Raw genomic sequence first — 17,690 nt, forward strand, 5'->3', positions numbered from 1 at the left:
GGATTGTGCTGAAAAAGAATCATCCGCTCCCGATGTATTATCAAATTGAAGAGTTTTTAAAGCAGGAAATCAAGGAAGGAACGTTCCATCCGGGAGATATGATCCCTTCGGAAAGAGAGTTGTCGGAACGCTTTCAAGTGAGCCGGATGACCGTCAGACAGGCCGTATCCAACATGGTCAACGACGGCATCCTGTACAGGGAAAAGGGAAGAGGAACGTTCGTCGCAGAAAAGAAAATTGAACAGCCTCTGAAAGGGCTGACAAGCTTTACCGAGGACATGAAGCTGCGCGGCATGAGTTCATCCAGCCGTCTGTTATCGTTTGATGTAATACAGGCCCCTCAGGACATTGCCTCTAAATTGAACCTTGAAGATGGCGGGGAGGTGTATGCCGTCAAACGAATCCGATTCGCTGACAAACAGGCGATGGCAGTGGAAACGTCTTTTCTTCCTGTTTCTCTGCTTCCGGATCTTACAGAGGAAATCGTCCAGGGATCGATGTATGAGTATTTGGAGAACGTGCTTGATTTTAGAATTAGTCATGCGCGTCAGGAGATTGAAGCCCGTGCGGCCGATGAAAAAGACAGTGGAGATCTTCATATTGAAGCCCACTCGCCTGTTCTCCATATTGAGCGTTGCAGTTATCTTGATAACAAAGTTCCGTTCGAAGTCGTCAAATCCACCTACAGGGCGGATCGCTATAAGTTCATCAGTGATATTGAGCGGTAAGGAGGATGTCATGAGTTACTTATTGGATGTGACCCGCCGCCTTCAGTCATTGGCAGGGCGCCAGTCAGAGGCTTTTGAAGCCATCAGTCGTCGGTTTGCGGAAGTAATCAGCAGGGGCGGTGTGATTCATACGTTCGGTTGTGGGCATTCCAGTTTGATTGCCCAGGAAGCGTATTACCGGGCAGGCGGTCTCGTTCCGGTCCGTCCGATACTCATCGAGCCGCTCATGCTTCACAAGGGCGCCGTGCAGGCAAGCCAATATGAAAGAACCCCCGGTTTTGTCGGTCCGTATCTGGAAAAGGAAGACGTACAGCCTGGAGATGCGGTACTGATCATCTCCACCTCAGGCCGAAATCCGGCTCCAGTGGAAGCAGCGGAATTTTTCAGGGAGATGGGTGTGTACACAACAGCTCTGACATCGCTCCGTTATGCTGACTCCCAGCCTTCCCGGCTGGATTCCGGGAAGCGGCTGGAAGATAGGGCTGAGGATGTGATTGATATGGAAGTTCCGGTCGGTGACGCAGTCATGAAAGGGAAGGAAACGGATCATTCCCCCGTATCCACGGTACTTGGAACGGCTATCATCCACGAACTTTTGACCCGCACCATTCAGCACTTGGAGGAGAGCGGTAAGGAAGTGCCGATATTCAAAAGCGGGAATGTGGATGGCTCTGACGAACATAACCAAAGAATGATGAAGCATTATACCCAGATTCGTTTTTAACGTGAAAGCACGTTTTCAGTATGCATGGCGGTTCGTGGAATAAGGAAAATCAAAAATCCCGTCCGGTGAACAGGTTTCGTTCACCGGACGGGATTTTTGTGTTCAGCCTTTTAAGTTGCTGCGGATATACTGGATGATTTTCCTCAGTTCTGTCGGTGCCGGACGACCGAATGGACTCGTTTGTCTCTGCTGGTACAACACCCGTCCCTCAGCATCGGTCAGAAAGTAGGCCGGGTCTCCGTGCGTGCCGTGGTCTTCGTAAGGCGCATCTTCATCGTGGAAGTGCACCTGGTAGTCTTTTAAAAACTGGAAGTCCGTATCATTCAGCACAGGAAAGCTGAATTGATGCTCCTCCTGCATTTTTTCAAGATCGGCTTTTTCGTCGTGAGTCACAGTAATCAGATGGATCTTTTTATCGTTGAAGTATCCCTGGTCCTTTTCCAGCTGATCGAGCTCGTTCATGCAGGCAGGGCACCACGATCCACGGAAAAATATAATCAAATGCCAGTGATCCTCGTCATGGCTTTTTAAATCCTCAGAGAAACAGAATTCCCCGCCGGTAATTTTCGGAAGGGTGAAATCAGGCGCTTTGTCATTCAATTTGAACATTCATACACACTCCTTCATCCATTCTTCTCTCCTAAAATGCCCATATTCAAATGTAAACATGTGTAAAGATTTTGTCATTTACCTTACAAATTGGAAAAAGCAGGATTAAAATAAAGGCAGAAGGGAAAAAGGATTCAATATACTTATAAGGAGGTTTGAAACGATGGCAGATTTGAAAGCGCTGATCTTGAACTGCAGCTTAAAGAAAACATCGGATGAAACATCCCATACCGAAGCTCTCGGGCGGGAGGTACTCGATATTCTGGAGAATGAAGGGGTACATACGGAAACGGTCCGTCTGGCGGATTATCATATTCCAAACGGCGTGGCGAAGGACCTCGGGGGCGGAGACCAGTGGCCGGAGATTTTTGAAAAGGTCAAAGAAGCGGACATCCTTCTGATCGGAACACCGCTCTGGCTCGGGGAGAAAAGCAGCATCGCAAGCGTGGCGATGGAACGTTTGTATGGAAGCAGCAGTGAAACGAATGAAAAAGGGCAGGCGGTCTACTACAACAAAGTCGGAGGCGTCGTCATTACCGGGAACGAAGATGGAGCGAAGCACGCCGCTGCCTCCATTATTTACGGGCTTTCCCATATCGGTTTCGTCATTCCGCCGAATGTGGATGCCTACTGGGTCGGAGAAGCCGGTCCCGGCGCGTCTTATCTGGATGAAGGCGGCGGACAGGAGAATGAGTTTACAAAAGGTCATGTGAAGATGCTTGCCTACAATACGCTGCACCTGGCCCGTATTTTCAAGGAAAACCCTATTCCTGCTGTTGGGAATACCACAGAGTAAAAGGAGCTGCTATATGGAAACGACCCATCAAAGTGTATTAAGTGTCTATACAGAAACGAGAACATTCACAGAGAAGCTTGTTGCAACGCTGAAGACGGAAGACTTTGTCGTCCAGGCGGCTAAGCATGTGAGTCCGGCGAAATGGCACCTGGCGCACACGACATGGTTTTTCGAGAAATTCATTCTGGAAGTGTACATTCCTGATTACCGGCATTATAACGAGGCGTTCCTATTCCTCTTCAACTCCTACTATGAAACCGTCGGAGAATTCCACCCGCAGGAGAGGCGTGGTTTGATTACCCGCCCGACGGTGGAGGAAACGATGGATTACCGCCGTCATGTGGATCAGGAAATGAGCCGCCTGCTTGCCGGACGTGTCGGTGACGCAGATATTGACGGGCTTGTGGAAATCGGTCTGCAGCACGAACAGCAGCACCAGGAGCTCATCTTAATGGACATCAAATACAACTTTTCCTATAACCCGCTTTATCCGGTATTCAAGGAGCAGGTGGATGCTTCCTATGGCCGTGCTCCTGAGCTTTCGTTCTTTGAATTCGAAGAAGGGGTCGCGGAAATCGGTCATAACGGGGAGGGGTTTGCTTTTGACCATGAAGGTCCGCGCCACAAAACGTACCTTCATCCGTACCGCATTGCCAACAGGCCGGTAACAAACGGGGAGTTCATGCAGTTTATGGAGGCAGGTGGCTATGAACAGCCCGAGCACTGGCTTTCGGACGGCTGGGGAACGGTGAAGGAACATCAGTGGAAGCATCCTCAGTACTGGGTGAATAAAGACGGGGAATGGCACATGTTCACACTTTCCGGTCTGCAGAAAATTGATCTGGATGCTCCGGTCAGCCATGTCAGCTTTTACGAAGCCGACGCGTATGCGAGATGGTCCGGGCACAGGCTTCCGACAGAACAGGAGTGGGAGCATGCCATGGAAGCGCTTGAGGTGGACGGTCACTTTATGGAGCATGAGCAGTATCAGCCGCATTCCATTTATAAGGGAGATGGAACGATCGAAAAGGCATACGGCGATGTGTGGGAATGGACACAGAGCCCATACGTTCCCTACCCGGGAAATAAACCACTGGACGGAGCTCTTGGTGAATACAATGCCAAATTCATGGCGAACCAGATCGTTCTCCGTGGAGGCTCCTGTGTTACACCGCAGTCCCATATCCGGGCGACGTACCGGAACTTTTTCCATCCGCAGATGCGCTGGCAGTTCAGCGGTATCCGATTGGCGGAGGATGTATGAAGGCGCATTTGAATGTAAAGGCGCCATCCAATATTCTCACCGGTCTTTTAGAAGAAAAGAAATGGATTTCCTCTAAATTTTTATACGATGAGCAGGGGTCACAGCTGTTTGAACAGATTACAGATCTGCCGGAGTATTACCAGACACGGACAGAAGCGCAGATTCTTCTGGAAAACCTGAGTGCATGGAAATCCGTTTTCCATGAACCATCCGCCCTGATTGAGCTGGGCAGCGGCAGCAGTAAAAAGACGAAAATTCTGCTGGATCATGTGAAGAACATTGAAAGCTATATTCCCATCGATATTTCTGAAGAATTTCTGGCGGATACGGTGACTCAGCTGCAGACATCGTATCCGGGGATTCATATTCAAGGCGTCAGTGCGGACTATACACAGCCGTTTACACTCCCTGATTTGAAGGGGAAGAAGAAAGTCGTTTTCTTCCCAGGCTCTACGATCGGAAATTTTGAACCGGAGGAGGCAGAGCGTTTTCTCGGAAATATCCGAAGCCTCCTGCAACCCGGCGATCAGCTGATCCTCGGAGTTGATCGCAAAAAAGACGAAACGATCATAGAAGCCGCTTATGATGATGCGGCAGGGGTGACCGCAGCGTTTAATAAAAACTTGATCACAAGGATGAATCGTGAACATGGAGCATCGATTGATGTGGAGAGTTTTTCTCATGTGGCTCTTTATAATTCAACTGCCGGGAGAATTGAAATGCACCTGGAAAGCGTCAGGGATCAGGTTCTTTCCGTCGGCGGGTATACCATTGAGATGAAAAAGCAGGAAAGAATCCATACAGAGAACTCCTATAAATATGATCCGGAAGATATGATTCAACTGGGCAGATCGAGCGGTTTTCTGCTTCAGCGTGTCGTATCAGATGAAAGAGAGTATTTCAGTGTCTGTCTGATGGAAGTGGTTTAGGTGGAAGGCCCGGACTCTGTCAGCAGGGTCTGGACTTTCTTTTTAATAAAAGATAAAGGGAGGAAAAGAAGGGTGATTTTGATCAGTTCCTGTCTGGCTGGTATGAAAGTGCGCTACGATGGCACCGACTGCCTCCAGGAGAAAATTCAAAAATTAATATTGGAAAAGAAAGCGGTTCCCGCCTGCCCGGAACTGCTGGGAGGATTCATGGTCCCGCGCCCTCCGGCAGAGATTATCGGCGGTGATGGAGAGGATGTCCTGAAAGGCCGGGCCCGTGTAATGGAAAAGACAGGAACCGATGTAACAGAGACGTACATAAGAGGGGCATATTTGACGTTGGAAACGGTAAGAGATCTGCAGATTGATACGGTAGTGTTGAAGGAGGGAAGCCCGTCCTGCGGCAGTACCCTCGTCTATGACGGCACGTTCAGCGGGAGACAGGTTACTGGAAAAGGGGTCACGGCGGCCCTGCTTGAACGGAACGGCATACAGGTGATGAGTGAAATTGATTTTATCCATACGTTGGTGTAAAGAGCCCCTCTCCAGGGGCTCTCCTCATGTAGAAAAGCTTTTCTCCTCGAGGGGGGGACTGCGATTGTCACGCTCCGCCTATCGGTGGATGCCCGCCGCGGGCACGGCCTCAGCTGACTTGGGCACGAAAACCACCTGCCCAAGTGGATCTTCACCTTATGCTTTTCCACAGGCGTCACCATCGAACACTCCACGTCGCCTTCCCTTATGCGATCTAGGATGTTTAAGTCGCGTTTGCAGGAATAGGGATCTCATCTAAAGGGACTCTTATTATTGGATGAATCCGGCTATGGAAGTAAACAGACAGAAAACAGAGACCGCATAATAAATGGAGGCACGCTTTTTGGTTGTTTCTTTTTGTTCTTCAAGGCCAAGGATAACCATAAGAATGGCAAAACCTGCGAGAGTGAAAGACAAAAGGTCTCCTGATTTATCTGTCCATAATCCGTAGCCGGACAAAAGGATGATTATGACTGATAAGAGGATTCGAATCTTTTTTAACATATGTATCCGCTCCTTATAAGTGGATGGTTCTCTTTAACTGCTGCCTTCCCTTAGAGGACATAAAACAACAAGACAAGACTGACAGCGGTAAAGCCGAAGTTTAAAATGGCATGCTTATTTTGGCGGATCAAGTGATACCTCCAGGCGTCCAGTCCGCTTTTCACTGTCCAGAACAGGATAAGAAAGAGGGATCCCGTGTAGGTGTTGGATGGATTGACATCCAACAGAAACCATCCGGCAGTGATCAAAAGCGCAGCGGGAAGGATGTTCCACGCAGAAAGGACTTTCAGTTGTGTCATTGTTTTCCTCCTCTCCGAGCCATATTTTACCTGAGATGAGCATAAAAAAACACCCGTCCTGAAAAGGGCGGGTGTTTTTAGAATGAAATGACTTGACTTGTCCTTCCCTGCAGAGGACCATTATCGTGGATATCCAGCGCTTTGGTAAGGTGGAAGAAGGAGCAGGTGTCGTTGTCTACCTCGCTTCCCTGAAGGCTTCTGCCATTGATGGAGCGATGCAGAAAGTCAAAGACGTTATTATCCGTTCTGTGTAACGGTTTATAATAAAGAGACACTATGAATATGCTCAATAGTCTTTTCTTCATGAGGGGGAGGAAATTGAAGCGGTGTGTCGAATTTGGTAAGGATTGGTTAAAAAAGGAGGTTTGTATATGTCGTATTCTTATATCATAAACGTAGAAGCGGCCATTATGAAAGAGGACCATATTCTACTTATTCAAAGGTCACCGGAAGAGGAGCACGCGGGAGGATTGTATTCGCTGCCTGGAGGGAAAATGGAGTTCAGTCCGGATTCCCTTGATGTGCTGGAAGATAACGTCCGCCGTGAAATTAAAGAGGAGATCGGCCTCACTTTGGATGGGGACCTTACCTATGTACACAGCAATACTTTTTTAATCGGGGATATCCAGGTTCTGAATATCGTGTTTTTGACTACGGATTTCACAGGAGAGCCCTATATAAAGAGTCCGGAAGAAGTGGCGGACATGGTCTGGGTCGAGCCGGGTCTAAACGAGAGTCCCGTCCCGATTCCTCCATGGACCGCCAACAGTATCCAGAAAGCCGTGGAACGGCAGTCGAAAATCTGTTTTTGACAAAAAATTCTAACGTGTTACGATGAAAGGGAATTGAATAACGAGCGATCCACTAGGGGTGCCTTCTCAAAGGCTGAGATTAAAGTGATGCTTTAAGACTCTTGGAACCTGATCTGGTTTATACCAGCGTAGGGAAGTGGCCGATACCTATACATGTCTATGAAAATAAATGTATATCAGCCACTTTTCCTATGCCGGGGAAAGTGGCTTTTTTAGTGGGAAAAATCAGTGGCGGATCGTTCAACAAAGGAGAGAGTGGATATGACATTTTCAGAAGAAATCAGAAAGGCCGTGGATGAGATTTGGGAGGGAAGTTTTCACCATCCTTTTGTCACAGGGATTGGAGAGGGAACGCTTCCTCTCGAAAAGTTCCGTTATTATGTGCTTCAGGATTCGTATTACTTGTCTCATTTTGCCCGTGTCCAGTCACTGGGAGCTGCAAAGTCTGAAGATATGGCTGTCATGGCCAATATGGCGTCTCATGCTCAAAGTACGTATGAAGCTGAGCTTGGGCTTCATGAGAATTTTTTGAAGCAGCTCGGCATTACGCAGGAAGAGCGGGAGCAGTTCAAACCGTCACCAACGGCCTATGCGTATGCGTCCCATATGTACAGAGGAGCGTATAACGGGGACTTAGGGGATGTGATTGCGACGATTCTTCCGTGCTACTGGCTGTATTATGAAGTCGGCGAACATTTGAAAGAATCGTCACCGGAAGAACCGGTCTATCAGGAATGGATTGCGGCTTACGGAGGGGATTGGTTCCGGACGCTTGTAGAAGAGCAGATCGAGCGCCTTGATGAACTGGCTGAAGCGAAAACAGATGCCGGCAGATCCCGGATGAAGGAATTGTTTATCATCAGCAGTCAGTATGAATATATGTTCTGGGAAATGGCTTACCGTATGGAGGAATGGCCGTTTGATTTAAAACAGTCGATCGCAGCCGGACGTGAATGAAACTGCACGTCATTTCCACAGGGCGGCAGTCCAGGGAGGAACTGTGCACAAGGGTGGCTGCGATTGAACCGATGATTGATTTCTTCCATCTTCGTGAAAAGCAGTGGTCCGCAAGTGAAGTGGCGGATACTGTAGATGCTTTGACAGACCTTGGGTTTCCAACCGAAAAGCTCGTCATCAATGACAGGGTGGATGTAGCCGTGGCAAAAGCAGTGCCTCACGTGCAGCTGGCCGGACACAGTCTTCCGGTCGAAGAGGTTAAGCGGGCTTTTCCTTTTTTAAACGCCGGGTGTTCGGTCCATTCTGTAGAAGAAGCTGTCACTGCAGAAAAACGGGGAGCAGATTTTATTTTGTTCGGACATGTCTTTGAGACAGCATCCAAGCCTGGATCGGCGGGACGCGGGCTCGAGGCTCTGCAGAGGGTCACACAGGCAGTCTCGCTGCCTGTCACCGCGATAGGGGGATTGACACCGGAAAATGTCAGCCGTCTTCAGCCCTTTGGAGCGTCGGGAGCGGCTGTACTATCCGGCATTCTATTAGCAGACGATGCGGAAAAGGCGGTCCGCCGTTATCAATACCGACTGGGAAGGAGATGAAGGGATGTTTTATGACGCAATTGTTGTGGGTGGTGGAGTGATTGGGAATTCTATTGCGTATCAGCTGGTTAAGCGGCAGAAAAAAGTCCTCGTCATCGACCGGGGGAAAACTGGACAGAAAGCATCAAGCGCCGCCGCCGGCATGCTTGGGGCTCAGTCCGAATGGGAAGGGGACGATCCGCTTTTTCAAATGGCGAGAACGAGCCGGGCGATGTTTCCTTCTCTTGCAGCTGAATTGAAAGAACTCAGCGGGGTGGATATCGGACTCCAGCAGAAAGGGTTGTATAAAATTGCCCTTACGAATGAGGAAAAGGAAGCGTGGAAGCAGCTGGGGAAATCGCAGGAAGCGGTCGGTGAAACAGCCCGGTGGATCGATCGTGATGAAATGCGTGATACAGAGCCGTCTCTTTCCGACAGGATTACAGGAGCATTATACCTGCCGGAAGACGGACAGGTAGACGCACCAAAGCTGACAAAAGCGTATGCGGCTTCGGCCGCAGCGCTCGGCGCGGATTTCCTGGAACACACGGACGTCACCGGTTTGGTGGAAGAAAACGGTCGGATCATTGGAGTCAGCACCATCGGAGGCACGTATACAGGGGATGCTGTCATCGCAGCGGCCGGGGCGTGGAGTGCTTCGCTTTTGAATGCTGAACGCACCATTGTGGAAACGTACCCGGTCAAAGGGGAGTGCTTTTCTGTCCGGACGAAACGGCCGCTCATCACAGGGACCCTTTTCACAAAAGGCTGCTACATCGTTCCGAAGGCGGGAAACCGCCTCGTTATCGGCGCCACTGAACAGGTGGGTTCCTTCGACGAGTCCGTTACTGTAGAGGGCCTTTTTCAATTGATGGAAAAAGCCCGACGCCTCGTTCCTTCACTTCGGGAATCCGAAATGGAAGATACGTGGGCCGGAATCCGGCCGCAGACGAAAAGCGGCATTCCCTATGTCGGTCCTCATCCTGAAAAAGAGGGGCTGTGGCTGGCGACAGGCCATTACCGGAACGGCATCCTGCTTTCGGCGGTGACTGGAACGCTGGTGGCGGACCAAATCGAAGGGAAGCCGGTGGAGCTGGACTGGGTGACGAGTGGACAAAGCTTCATCACGTTATAAAGGAGGATCATCATGAATGTGAAAATAAACGGCGAGTGGCATGAGATTCCTGACCATCTGGATGATGTCCGTACGCTTCTGAGTCACTTTCAATTGGATAACCGGGTGGTGATGGTGGAACTGAACGACACCATTTTAGTAAAAAGCGAGCACGGCCATTCACAGTTGCATGAAGGCGATCAAATGGAACTGGTCCAATTCGTAGGAGGAGGATAATCATGCTTAAGATTGGAAATTTCACGTTTAACTCACGACTGCTTTTGGGGACAGGGAAATATCCTGATTTTGAAGCACAGAAAAAGGCTGTAGACGTATCGGAAACCGATATCCTTACCTTTACCGTCCGGAGAATGAATATTTTTGAACCGCAGCAGCCGGACCTGCTTCAACAGCTGGACGTAGGCAGTTATACACTTCTGCCTAACACAGCAGGGGCGGAAAATGCTGAAGAGGCGGTGCGGCATGCAAAATTAGCCAAAGCTTCCGGACTTTGCGATATGATTAAGGTAGAAGTGATCGGCTGTAAAAAAACGCTTCTGCCCGATCCGGTCGAAACGTTAAAGGCGACGGAAATGCTGTTGGAGGAAGGCTTTACGGTTCTTCCTTATACGTCGGATGACGTCGTCCTTGCAAAACGACTGGAAGAAATGGGAGCCCACGCCGTAATGCCAGGGGCGTCCCCGATTGGGTCAGGGAAGGGGATTCTCAATCCGCATCAGCTGGATTTGATCATTGAACAGGCCGAAGTGCCGGTCATTGTGGATGCGGGCATCGGTTCACCAGCCGATGCAGCAGCGGCGATGGAACTTGGCGCTGATGGTGTGCTGTTGAATACTGCTGTATCTGCCGCCGATGATCCTGTGAAAATGGCGGAAGCGATGAAGCTTGCCATACAGGCCGGACGGCTCGGATTTGAAGCAGGGAGGATCCCGAAAAAGCGTTATGCTGCGGCCAGCAGTCCAATGGAGGGAATGAGCCGAACATGAACGACCGATATTCAAGACAGACTCTGTTCCAGCCCATCGGGGAAACGGGGCAGGAGAAAATCAGCAGCAAACATGTACTGATCATCGGGGCAGGTGCCCTCGGAACCGGAGCCGCTGAAAATCTTGTGCGCGCCGGGGTGGGAAAACTGACGATCCTTGACAGGGATTATGTGGAATGGAGCAATCTTCAGCGTCAGCAGCTGTATACAGAAAAAGACGCAGAGACCCGGCTTCCGAAAGCGGTCGCTGCCCGGCAGAAACTGGAGCAGGTAAACAGTGAGGTCATCATTGATGCAAAAGTCGTCGATGCGACACCCCTTGAACTGGAGCCCCTTCTGGAGGGCGTTGATGTCATCATTGATGCCACTGATAATTTTGATATCCGGATGATCATCAATGATCTTGCCCAAAAGCATCAGATCCCGTGGATTTACGGGGCCTGTGTCGGAAGCTATGGCATCAGCTATACCATTCTTCCGGGAGATACGCCGTGCCTGCACTGCTTGATGGAGCAGGTGCCGCTTGGAGGATTGACATGTGACACCGCAGGTATTATCAGTCCAGCGGTCCAGATGGTGACCGCTCATCAGACAGCAGAAGCTATGAAACTGTTAGTCGAAGACTGGGACGCTGTCAGGAAGAAACTCGTTTCTTTTGATCTATGGACGAACCAGCATTCAGCCATCGGCGTCTCCAGCGTGAAAAAGGATGACTGTCCGTCCTGCGGCCGAGAGGCATCCTATCCGTTCTTATCCTATGACCAGCAGATGAAGACAGCTGTCCTCTGCGGGCGCGACTCTGTGCAGATCCGCCCGGCATCGAAGCAGGAATGGAACCTGACCGTGCTCGCCGAGACCCTGTCCGGTCAGGACGGCAAGGTGGAACAGAACCCGTACCTGCTTTCGTTTACGACCGGGGATAAGCGGATGGTGTTCTTTAAAGACGGACGTGCCCTCATTCACGGAACCCAGAGTGTAGCCGAAGCGAAAACCCTCTATCATCGGTATACAGGATAAAAAAAGCTCAGAGACCCTGTCTCTGAGCTTTTTTCCATTTGTAGAGAGCACGTGTTCTTTTCTAATGCCTCCTGAAGCTCCGGCAAACCGCTTTAAGCTGATGAGCGTTCAAGTCAACCCATCCCTATTTTCATCTCGTCATTTAGTAAGGTCTCGTGAAGTGTTTGGTGGTGACGCCTGCGGGAACAGCGCGGACCGAAGATCCACTTGGGCAGGTGGTTTTCCTGCCCAAGTCAGCTGAGGCCGTGCCCGCGGCAAGCATCCACCAAAAAGCGGAACGTGGGCACTCTGCATAATATAGGGAGCAGTTCTTCCAATAGGTAAGCACATCGTTACCCCAGCGCGACATCGAGCGTCATCATGATGGCGAAACCGAGCATGAGACTGATCGAAGCGAGGTTCACGTTCCCTTTTTCATGAGAACCCGGGATGATTTCCTTAGCCACGACAAAAATCATCGCTCCGGCAGCAAAGCTTAAGGCATAAGGAAGAATCGGTTCGATGAAAATCACAGCAACGGCACCAACGACGGCCGCGATTGGTTCGACCATGCCGGAAAACTGCCCGAACATAAAGCTTTTCTTCTTGCCCATCCCGTCACGGTGGAGCGGCATGGATACGGCTGTACCTTCCGGGAAGTTTTGAATACCGATACCAAGCGCCAGGGCGACCGCTCCGGCAAGCGTCGATTCCGTTCCGCTCGAGGCAAGCGCACCAAAGGCTACACCGACGGCAAGTCCCTCCGGGATGTTGTGCAGCGTCATGGAAAAAATGAGCAGGGCGGTCCGATTTTTAGCACGGTTATCCTTGATGTCATTCAAATACTTATCTGTATCCAAAGCCGGAAGCATCCGGTCAATCATCAATAGAAGGGCTCCGCCCAGTAAAAAACCGACAAGGGCTGGAATCCAGCTTGGTACAGGACCATTCTCAGACATTTCAATAGCCGGTGCAAGCAATGACCAGTAACTCGCCGCAATCATCACCCCGCCGGCAAAAGCCAGCATACTATCGAGAAACTTTTGATTCGTCCCCTTTACGAAGAAGACGAGAGCGGCTCCGAGAGCTGTCATGCCCCACGTAAAAAGAGTACCGATAAAGGCCTGCATCACAGGGTTCATATCTTGAAACGCTTCAATCATAGTTATCACCTTTCTAAAAGTTGCCTTCGTGCAAAATTTGTTTATGCGGTCATTTTACATACGTTAAGGAAAAACGTCAAAAATACAGCCTGCGTTCCTTTAACCTTTCTGGTGTCTTTAAAAACCTTCCGAATCTTTTGTTATTTTTCCGTGAGCGCTTTCAAAGAATGGAAGAATACAGTAAACTGAAATTAAAAGATAGGGTTGGGGGAAGTGGCGTGGAGTATAAACCGATTCGGAGAAAGAAAATTTATGAACAGGTAGCGGATTCGTTATTGGAATCTTTAAAGGAAGGTCGGTTGAAGCCGGGGGATAAGCTGGACAGTGTGGAAGCTTTGGCCAAAAGCTTTGATGTCGGCCGGTCAGCGATCAGGGAAGCGCTCAGTGCGCTGCGGGCCATGGGTATTCTTGAAATGCACCAGGGCGAAGGGACGTATGTCAAAACGTTCGATCCTGCCCGGTTCACCGTTCCTGCATCTGTCGCGTTTCTAATGAAGCCGGAAGATATGAGAGAACTGTTGGAAGTCCGGCAGATCCTCGAGGTGGGGGCGGCAGGAGCGGCAGCTTTATCACGGACAGATGAAGACCTTCAAGCCATGGAAGCGGCTCTTTTTGAGATGGAAAGAGCGAAGGGAAATGGGGACATCGGGGAGCAGGCGGATCTGGCGTTTCACATGGCGCTGGTAAAAGCTGCTCACAATCAAATGCTGTTTCACCTCATGCAGAGCGTGTCGGAAATCATGATGCAGGGCATGCGGGAGACAAGGAAGCTCCTTCACACCGAAGAAGGCACACGTCAGCTGCTGGACCAGCATCAACGGATTTTTGCTGCTATAAAGGAAGAAAAAAACGAGGAAGCGCAGGCATTTATGGTGGAACATTTGAATCACGTCAGAGAATCGCTCAGTGGAATCATTTCGTGATGAAAGGGTTCTACTCCAGTCATCAGATGACCTTATGATTAAAAGGGAGGATGAATGATGAACGTTTCGTTATTTATCACTTGTTTGTGTGATACCTTTACGCCGGATGTGGGGAAGGATACGGTACAGCTGTTGGAGCGTTTCGGATGCGAAGTGGATTTTCCAGCTGGTCAGACATGCTGCGGACAGCCCGCCTACAACAGCGGGTACACGACCCAGTCCAAACAAGCCGTCAAGCAGATGATTGCCGCCTTTGATGCGTCCGAGTATGTCGTTGGTCCATCAGGTTCCTGTGTGCAGATGATGAAAGAATATCCACATATTTTGAGGGACGAACCGGAATGGCAGAAACGCGCAGAACATGTAGCCGGAAGAACCTACGAGCTGACGCAGTTCATCGTAGACGTTTTAGGCATCGAAGACGTTCGCTCTACTTTTCAAGGTACAGCTACCTACCACCCCTCCTGTCACATGACGAGGCTGCTGGGAGTAAAAGATGCGCCGCGCCGCCTTTTGGAAAATGTCGAAGGACTCACCTTGATCGATCTGCCTCAAGAGGAGGACTGCTGCGGGTTCGGCGGGACATTTGCTGTGAAAAATGCGGCCATATCCGCACAGATGGTCGAGGAGAAAACGTGCCACGTCACGGAGACAAAAGCGGAATACTTAATCGGCGGCGATATGGGCTGCCTCATGAATATCGGCGGACGCTTATCACGGAACGAAGATGACGTGAAAGTGCTGCACATCGCTCAAGTTCTGAACAGCCAATAACGGGGAGGGCGGACAAATGAGTATAAAGATTGGAACGAAAACGTATGCGGATCGGATTCAGGAAGGGATTGACAATACGTTTATGCGCCATGCCGTCAGCTCAGCGCAGGGCCGTTTCCGGACAGGGCGGCTGAAAGCGGCAGAAGAGCTCGGAGACTGGGAGGACTGGCGTACGCTTGGGGAGGAGATCCGCAGGCATACAATGGAAAACCTCGACTCCTACTTGCATCAGTTGAGTGAGCAGGTGGAAAAAAGGGGCGGAACGGTGTTTTTTGCTGAGACGGCCGAGGAAGCCAACGCCTATGTGAAGAAGGTCGCTGCGGAAAAACAGGCCCGGAAAGTCGTCAAATCGAAGTCAATGGTGACGGAGGAAATCGGCTTGAATGAAGCCCTTGACGAAAGTGGGTGTGAAGTTGTGGAATCGGATCTTGGCGAATGGATTCTGCAGCTCGATGAAGATCCCCCGTCCCATATCGTTACGCCCGCCCTTCACAAAAATAAAAGCCAGATCAGAGAGACGTTCGTCACGAAAAAAGGCTATACGAAAACCGATGACCCGGAAGAACTGGCGGCTTTTGCCCGCGAGCAGCTCCGGCAGGATTTTTTGGAAGCGGATATCGGTGTAACCGGCTGTAATTTTGCCGTAGCCGAATCGGGTACCGTGACGCTCGTCACCAATGAAGGAAACGCCCGTATGGTCAGTACACTCCCGGATACACAGATTGCTGTGATGGGCATGGAACGAATCGTACCGACATGGGAGGAGCTGGAGGTGCTTGTCAGCCTGTTGACCCGCGCGGCGGTCGGGCAGAAACTGACGAGCTACATTACGTCGCTGACGGGCAGGCGTCTGGAAAATGAAGTGGACGGCCCGGAAGATTTTCATCTGGTCATCGTCGATAACGGCCGCTCGAAGATTTTAGGAACGGAATTCCAGTCCGCCCTCCACTGCATCCGGTGCGCGGCATGTATCAACGTCTGTCCGGTTTACCGCCATGTCGGCGGACATTCGTACAATTCCATTTACCCGGGACCGATCGGGGCTGTCCTTACACCGCTGCTTGATGGGTATGAAGACCATAAGGAGCTGCCTTACGCTTCCAGTCTTTGTGCGGCCTGCACCGAAGCCTGTCCGGTGAAAATCCCGCTTCATGAACATTTGATCCGCCACAGGGAAATCATCGTGGAAAAGGAACAGAAAACGACCAAAGCGGAGCGGCTCGCTATGAACGGTTTTGCACAATGGGCCTCGACGCCTGCTGCTTACAAACTCAGTACGAAAATGGCGGGAACGGTATTGAAACCGTGGACGAAGGACGGGTCGATCAAGAATGGACCGGGTCCGATGAAAGCGTGGACGGCAGCCCGGGATTTTCCGGCACCAGCGAAAAAGGGCTTTCGAACGTGGTTTGATGAACGGGAGAAAAGGAGGGAGAAAGATGACCGTCTATAATCGGGAACGCTTCCTGGATCAACTCGCCGGACAATTGGGAAGGGACCGGAGAACAAGGGCTGAACGACCAGCCTACTCCGTACAGCCTCAGGAGCGGGTCTTCCAAGGAGCAGACCAGGACCAGCTGCTGGAAAAACTAAAGGAGCAGTGTAAGATTATTCATACGAAGTGTCTCGTAACGACGACTGAAGAGCTTGAAGAAACCTTGAGGCATGTATGGGAGGAGGATCACATTCAAACCATCGTCAGCGCCGGCGGTCCCCGTCTGGAAGCGTACGGTCTTTCTGATGTCTTTGAAACAATGAGACAGGATGGTTACCATGTCCATGTGTGGGATGAGCAGGAAGGACAGAAGAACGTGACGACCGCAGAAAAGGCCGGGGCCGGCATCGTGTTCAGCGATGTGACCCTTGCTGAATCAGGGACCGTCACCCTTTTCAACGACCGTTGGAACGGAAGGTCAATCAGCCTGCTCCCGGAAACCTTCGTAGCGGTTATCCCGAAAAGTACGCTCGTCCCGAGGATGACGCAGGCAGCAAAAATCATTCATGAGCAGGAGAAAAAAGGGGTGCCTGTTTCCTCATGCGTGAGCTTTATTACAGGTCCGAGCAACAGCGCGGATATTGAAATGAACCTGATTGTCGGGGTGCACGGTCCGGTGAAGGCGACCTACATCGTCGTCGATGATAGGTAAAGTTGAACGAAAAAAAGGCCGTACACGGAACAGGCACGGCCTTTTTCAATCAATCGTGAGTTTTTGCCCGGTAATAGGCAAAGGCACAAACCACGTATAAGACAGGACCAATGGTAAAGAACAACAGTCCTGAAGTTAAGTAATGGTGATGATGGTAATAGTCCCAATTAAAGAAGAAATGAAGCAGTCCGGACGCCAGGGCAGCGATGGCGATGATGTAATGGAACCATTCATCCTTTTTCAATTTGTCTTTCATAGCGGCTTCCTCCTGTCAATCACGTTGTCCTGCTGGTTGTCTTGGCAGGGGCTGTTCCTATCTTACCATATCCACTTGACAGGTCATAGAAAACAGAACACTTTACATAAGAATAGACAATGAGTCTGGGGGAATAGGTATTTTTCATAGAAGTCTGGCCGCTTTTTTAGCTGCTATCAGTTTAAGTATCATTTGGAACATAAGAAGCCCGGGATATGACAATTCGGTCATGGTTTTCGGCTTTACATTCCCGCTCTTTCTAATCGGAGGAACGCTGGCTGACAAGATCATTACATCTGTTCACAAAAGCTTTCCGATACGCTCACCGCTTCGTCTTGTTATTTGGATCCTGGCGGGAGGTGCTGCCGGATGCATCCTGGGTGTTTGCTTTGTGAAATCGGAGGAAGACCTCCTGTTATCAGGCTTAGGGGCGGGCAGTGCCCTGCTTTATGCAGCAGTGCTGAACATGATTAGGTTGTTGATCTCCCTCATGAACGAAAAGGAGGAGAACTATGAAGACAGCCGGGCGTAAGCTGGAAAAGTTCTGCCGGACGTATGGCGCTCTCCTTGTTTTTATACGTTC

At 50.4% G+C, this 17,690-nt stretch carries 25 protein-coding genes and 1 riboswitch; of the genes, 20 read left to right on the plus strand and 5 right to left on the minus strand.

Going from position 1 to position 17,690, the window contains the following annotated elements; all coding sequences use genetic code 11:
• The first annotated feature begins 5 nt into the window (after positions 1 to 5).
• Positions 6 to 728: a phosphonate metabolism transcriptional regulator PhnF gene (gene phnF / locus ACXAJH_RS00485; RefSeq protein WP_474968210.1), complete on the plus strand. Its 723-nt coding sequence runs from the start codon at positions 6 to 8 to the stop codon at positions 726 to 728.
• A gap of 10 nt (positions 729 to 738) precedes the next feature.
• Positions 739 to 1,452 carry a sugar isomerase domain-containing protein gene (locus tag ACXAJH_RS00490; protein WP_474992793.1) on the plus strand — a complete coding sequence of 238 codons (714 nt, stop codon included), beginning with the start codon at positions 739 to 741 and terminating at the stop codon, positions 1,450 to 1,452.
• Between the two features lie 102 nt (positions 1,453 to 1,554).
• Here the strand turns inward: ACXAJH_RS00490 and ACXAJH_RS00495 are convergent, their stop codons facing one another.
• Positions 1,555 to 2,061, minus strand: a complete 507-nt coding sequence (locus tag ACXAJH_RS00495; RefSeq protein ID WP_474971626.1) for a peroxiredoxin family protein — start codon at positions 2,059 to 2,061, stop codon at positions 1,555 to 1,557.
• A 163-nt stretch (positions 2,062 to 2,224) separates the two neighbouring features.
• Here ACXAJH_RS00495 and ACXAJH_RS00500 point away from each other — a divergent pair, with 163 nt between their 5' ends.
• The 4 genes from ACXAJH_RS00500 to ACXAJH_RS00515 all read left to right on the plus strand — a co-directional run bounded on the left by ACXAJH_RS00500 (position 2,225) and on the right by ACXAJH_RS00515 (position 5,581).
• Positions 2,225 to 2,857 carry a flavodoxin family protein gene (locus tag ACXAJH_RS00500; RefSeq protein ID WP_474968213.1) on the plus strand — a complete coding sequence of 211 codons (633 nt, stop codon included), beginning with the start codon at positions 2,225 to 2,227 and terminating at the stop codon, positions 2,855 to 2,857.
• Positions 2,858 to 2,870: 13 nt separating this feature from the next.
• A complete protein-coding gene (egtB, locus tag ACXAJH_RS00505) occupies positions 2,871 to 4,121 on the plus strand; it encodes an ergothioneine biosynthesis protein EgtB (protein ID WP_474992795.1) in 1,251 nt (416 codons plus the stop codon).
• Positions 4,118 to 5,050 carry an L-histidine N(alpha)-methyltransferase gene (egtD, locus tag ACXAJH_RS00510; protein ID WP_474992796.1) on the plus strand — a complete coding sequence of 311 codons (933 nt, stop codon included), beginning with the start codon at positions 4,118 to 4,120 and terminating at the stop codon, positions 5,048 to 5,050. Before egtB ends, egtD begins: the two co-directional genes overlap by 4 nt.
• Positions 5,051 to 5,122: 72 nt before the next feature.
• Positions 5,123 to 5,581, plus strand: coding sequence for a 2-thiouracil desulfurase family protein (locus tag ACXAJH_RS00515; RefSeq protein ID WP_474971624.1), 459 nt, complete (start codon positions 5,123 to 5,125; stop codon positions 5,579 to 5,581).
• Positions 5,582 to 5,851: 270 nt separating this feature from the next.
• Here ACXAJH_RS00515 and ACXAJH_RS00520 read toward each other — a convergent pair whose 3' ends face one another.
• Positions 5,852 to 6,085, minus strand: a complete 234-nt coding sequence (locus ACXAJH_RS00520; RefSeq protein ID WP_474971623.1) for a hypothetical protein — start codon at positions 6,083 to 6,085, stop codon at positions 5,852 to 5,854.
• Positions 6,086 to 6,135: 50 nt separating this feature from the next.
• Positions 6,136 to 6,384 carry a hypothetical protein gene (locus ACXAJH_RS00525; RefSeq protein WP_474971622.1) on the minus strand — a complete coding sequence of 83 codons (249 nt, stop codon included), beginning with the start codon at positions 6,382 to 6,384 and terminating at the stop codon, positions 6,136 to 6,138.
• 92 nt (positions 6,385 to 6,476) lie between these two features.
• On the opposite strand from ACXAJH_RS00525, the gene ACXAJH_RS00530 reads away from it, so the two are divergent.
• The 9 genes from ACXAJH_RS00530 (at position 6,477) to ACXAJH_RS00570 (ending at position 12,161) form a co-directional block, all read left to right on the plus strand.
• Positions 6,477 to 6,638 (plus strand): hypothetical protein, encoded by a 162-nt coding sequence (locus ACXAJH_RS00530; RefSeq protein WP_474971621.1) that lies wholly within the window; start codon positions 6,477 to 6,479, stop codon positions 6,636 to 6,638.
• Between the two features lie 117 nt (positions 6,639 to 6,755).
• Positions 6,756 to 7,196 carry an NUDIX domain-containing protein gene (locus ACXAJH_RS00535; RefSeq protein WP_474971620.1) on the plus strand — a complete coding sequence of 147 codons (441 nt, stop codon included), beginning with the start codon at positions 6,756 to 6,758 and terminating at the stop codon, positions 7,194 to 7,196.
• A 44-nt stretch (positions 7,197 to 7,240) separates the two neighbouring features.
• Positions 7,241 to 7,348: riboswitch (TPP riboswitch) on the plus strand.
• Between the two features lie 109 nt (positions 7,349 to 7,457).
• A complete protein-coding gene (gene tenA / locus ACXAJH_RS00540) occupies positions 7,458 to 8,153 on the plus strand; it encodes a thiaminase II (RefSeq protein WP_474992798.1) in 696 nt (231 codons plus the stop codon).
• The gene (gene tenI / locus ACXAJH_RS00545) at positions 8,150 to 8,749 is read left to right on the plus strand and encodes a thiazole tautomerase TenI (protein WP_474968222.1); all 600 of its coding nucleotides are present in this window, start codon (positions 8,150 to 8,152) and stop codon (positions 8,747 to 8,749) included. The genes tenA and tenI overlap by 4 nt, the downstream gene beginning before the upstream one ends.
• Positions 8,750 to 8,753: 4 nt before the next feature.
• Positions 8,754 to 9,863, plus strand: coding sequence for a glycine oxidase ThiO (thiO, locus tag ACXAJH_RS00550; RefSeq protein WP_474992799.1), 1,110 nt, complete (start codon positions 8,754 to 8,756; stop codon positions 9,861 to 9,863).
• A 12-nt stretch (positions 9,864 to 9,875) separates the two neighbouring features.
• On the plus strand, positions 9,876 to 10,079 hold the full coding sequence (gene thiS / locus ACXAJH_RS00555; RefSeq protein ID WP_474992801.1) for a sulfur carrier protein ThiS: 204 nt from the start codon (positions 9,876 to 9,878) through the stop codon (positions 10,077 to 10,079).
• Positions 10,080 to 10,081: 2 nt separating this feature from the next.
• Positions 10,082 to 10,849: a thiazole synthase gene (locus tag ACXAJH_RS00560; protein ID WP_474992803.1), complete on the plus strand. Its 768-nt coding sequence runs from the start codon at positions 10,082 to 10,084 to the stop codon at positions 10,847 to 10,849.
• Positions 10,846 to 11,865 (plus strand): thiazole biosynthesis adenylyltransferase ThiF, encoded by a 1,020-nt coding sequence (locus ACXAJH_RS00565; protein ID WP_474992805.1) that lies wholly within the window; start codon positions 10,846 to 10,848, stop codon positions 11,863 to 11,865. The genes ACXAJH_RS00560 and ACXAJH_RS00565 overlap by 4 nt, the downstream gene beginning before the upstream one ends.
• Positions 11,866 to 12,032: 167 nt before the next feature.
• Positions 12,033 to 12,161: a hypothetical protein gene (locus tag ACXAJH_RS00570; protein ID WP_474992807.1), complete on the plus strand. Its 129-nt coding sequence runs from the start codon at positions 12,033 to 12,035 to the stop codon at positions 12,159 to 12,161.
• Between the two features lie 36 nt (positions 12,162 to 12,197).
• Here ACXAJH_RS00570 and ACXAJH_RS00575 read toward each other — a convergent pair whose 3' ends face one another.
• Positions 12,198 to 13,007 carry a ZIP family metal transporter gene (locus ACXAJH_RS00575; RefSeq protein ID WP_474968228.1) on the minus strand — a complete coding sequence of 270 codons (810 nt, stop codon included), beginning with the start codon at positions 13,005 to 13,007 and terminating at the stop codon, positions 12,198 to 12,200.
• Between the two features lie 218 nt (positions 13,008 to 13,225).
• Here ACXAJH_RS00575 and ACXAJH_RS00580 point away from each other — a divergent pair, with 218 nt between their 5' ends.
• From ACXAJH_RS00580 to ACXAJH_RS00595, 4 genes are read left to right on the plus strand one after another with little or no spacing between them, the layout of a single operon-like run.
• The gene (locus ACXAJH_RS00580) at positions 13,226 to 13,930 is read left to right on the plus strand and encodes a FadR/GntR family transcriptional regulator (protein WP_474971616.1); all 705 of its coding nucleotides are present in this window, start codon (positions 13,226 to 13,228) and stop codon (positions 13,928 to 13,930) included.
• 57 nt (positions 13,931 to 13,987) lie between these two features.
• Positions 13,988 to 14,704, plus strand: a complete 717-nt coding sequence (locus ACXAJH_RS00585; RefSeq protein ID WP_474971615.1) for a (Fe-S)-binding protein — start codon at positions 13,988 to 13,990, stop codon at positions 14,702 to 14,704.
• A gap of 16 nt (positions 14,705 to 14,720) precedes the next feature.
• A complete protein-coding gene (locus tag ACXAJH_RS00590; protein WP_474992808.1) occupies positions 14,721 to 16,157 on the plus strand; it encodes a LutB/LldF family L-lactate oxidation iron-sulfur protein in 1,437 nt (478 codons plus the stop codon).
• The gene (locus ACXAJH_RS00595; protein ID WP_474968231.1) at positions 16,144 to 16,851 is read left to right on the plus strand and encodes a LutC/YkgG family protein; all 708 of its coding nucleotides are present in this window, start codon (positions 16,144 to 16,146) and stop codon (positions 16,849 to 16,851) included. Before ACXAJH_RS00590 ends, ACXAJH_RS00595 begins: the two co-directional genes overlap by 14 nt.
• A gap of 49 nt (positions 16,852 to 16,900) precedes the next feature.
• On the opposite strand, the gene ACXAJH_RS00600 is transcribed toward ACXAJH_RS00595, so the two are convergent.
• Entirely contained in the window at positions 16,901 to 17,107 is a 207-nt protein-coding gene (locus ACXAJH_RS00600; RefSeq protein WP_474968232.1) for a hypothetical protein, read from the minus strand.
• 229 nt (positions 17,108 to 17,336) lie between these two features.
• Between ACXAJH_RS00600 and ACXAJH_RS00605 the strand changes: the two genes are divergently transcribed.
• Positions 17,337 to 17,639 (plus strand): hypothetical protein, encoded by a 303-nt coding sequence (locus ACXAJH_RS00605; RefSeq protein WP_474992810.1) that lies wholly within the window; start codon positions 17,337 to 17,339, stop codon positions 17,637 to 17,639.
• Positions 17,640 to 17,690 lie beyond the last annotated feature (51 nt).

Source organism: Halobacillus sp. ABD4_316 (assembly GCF_056161385.1).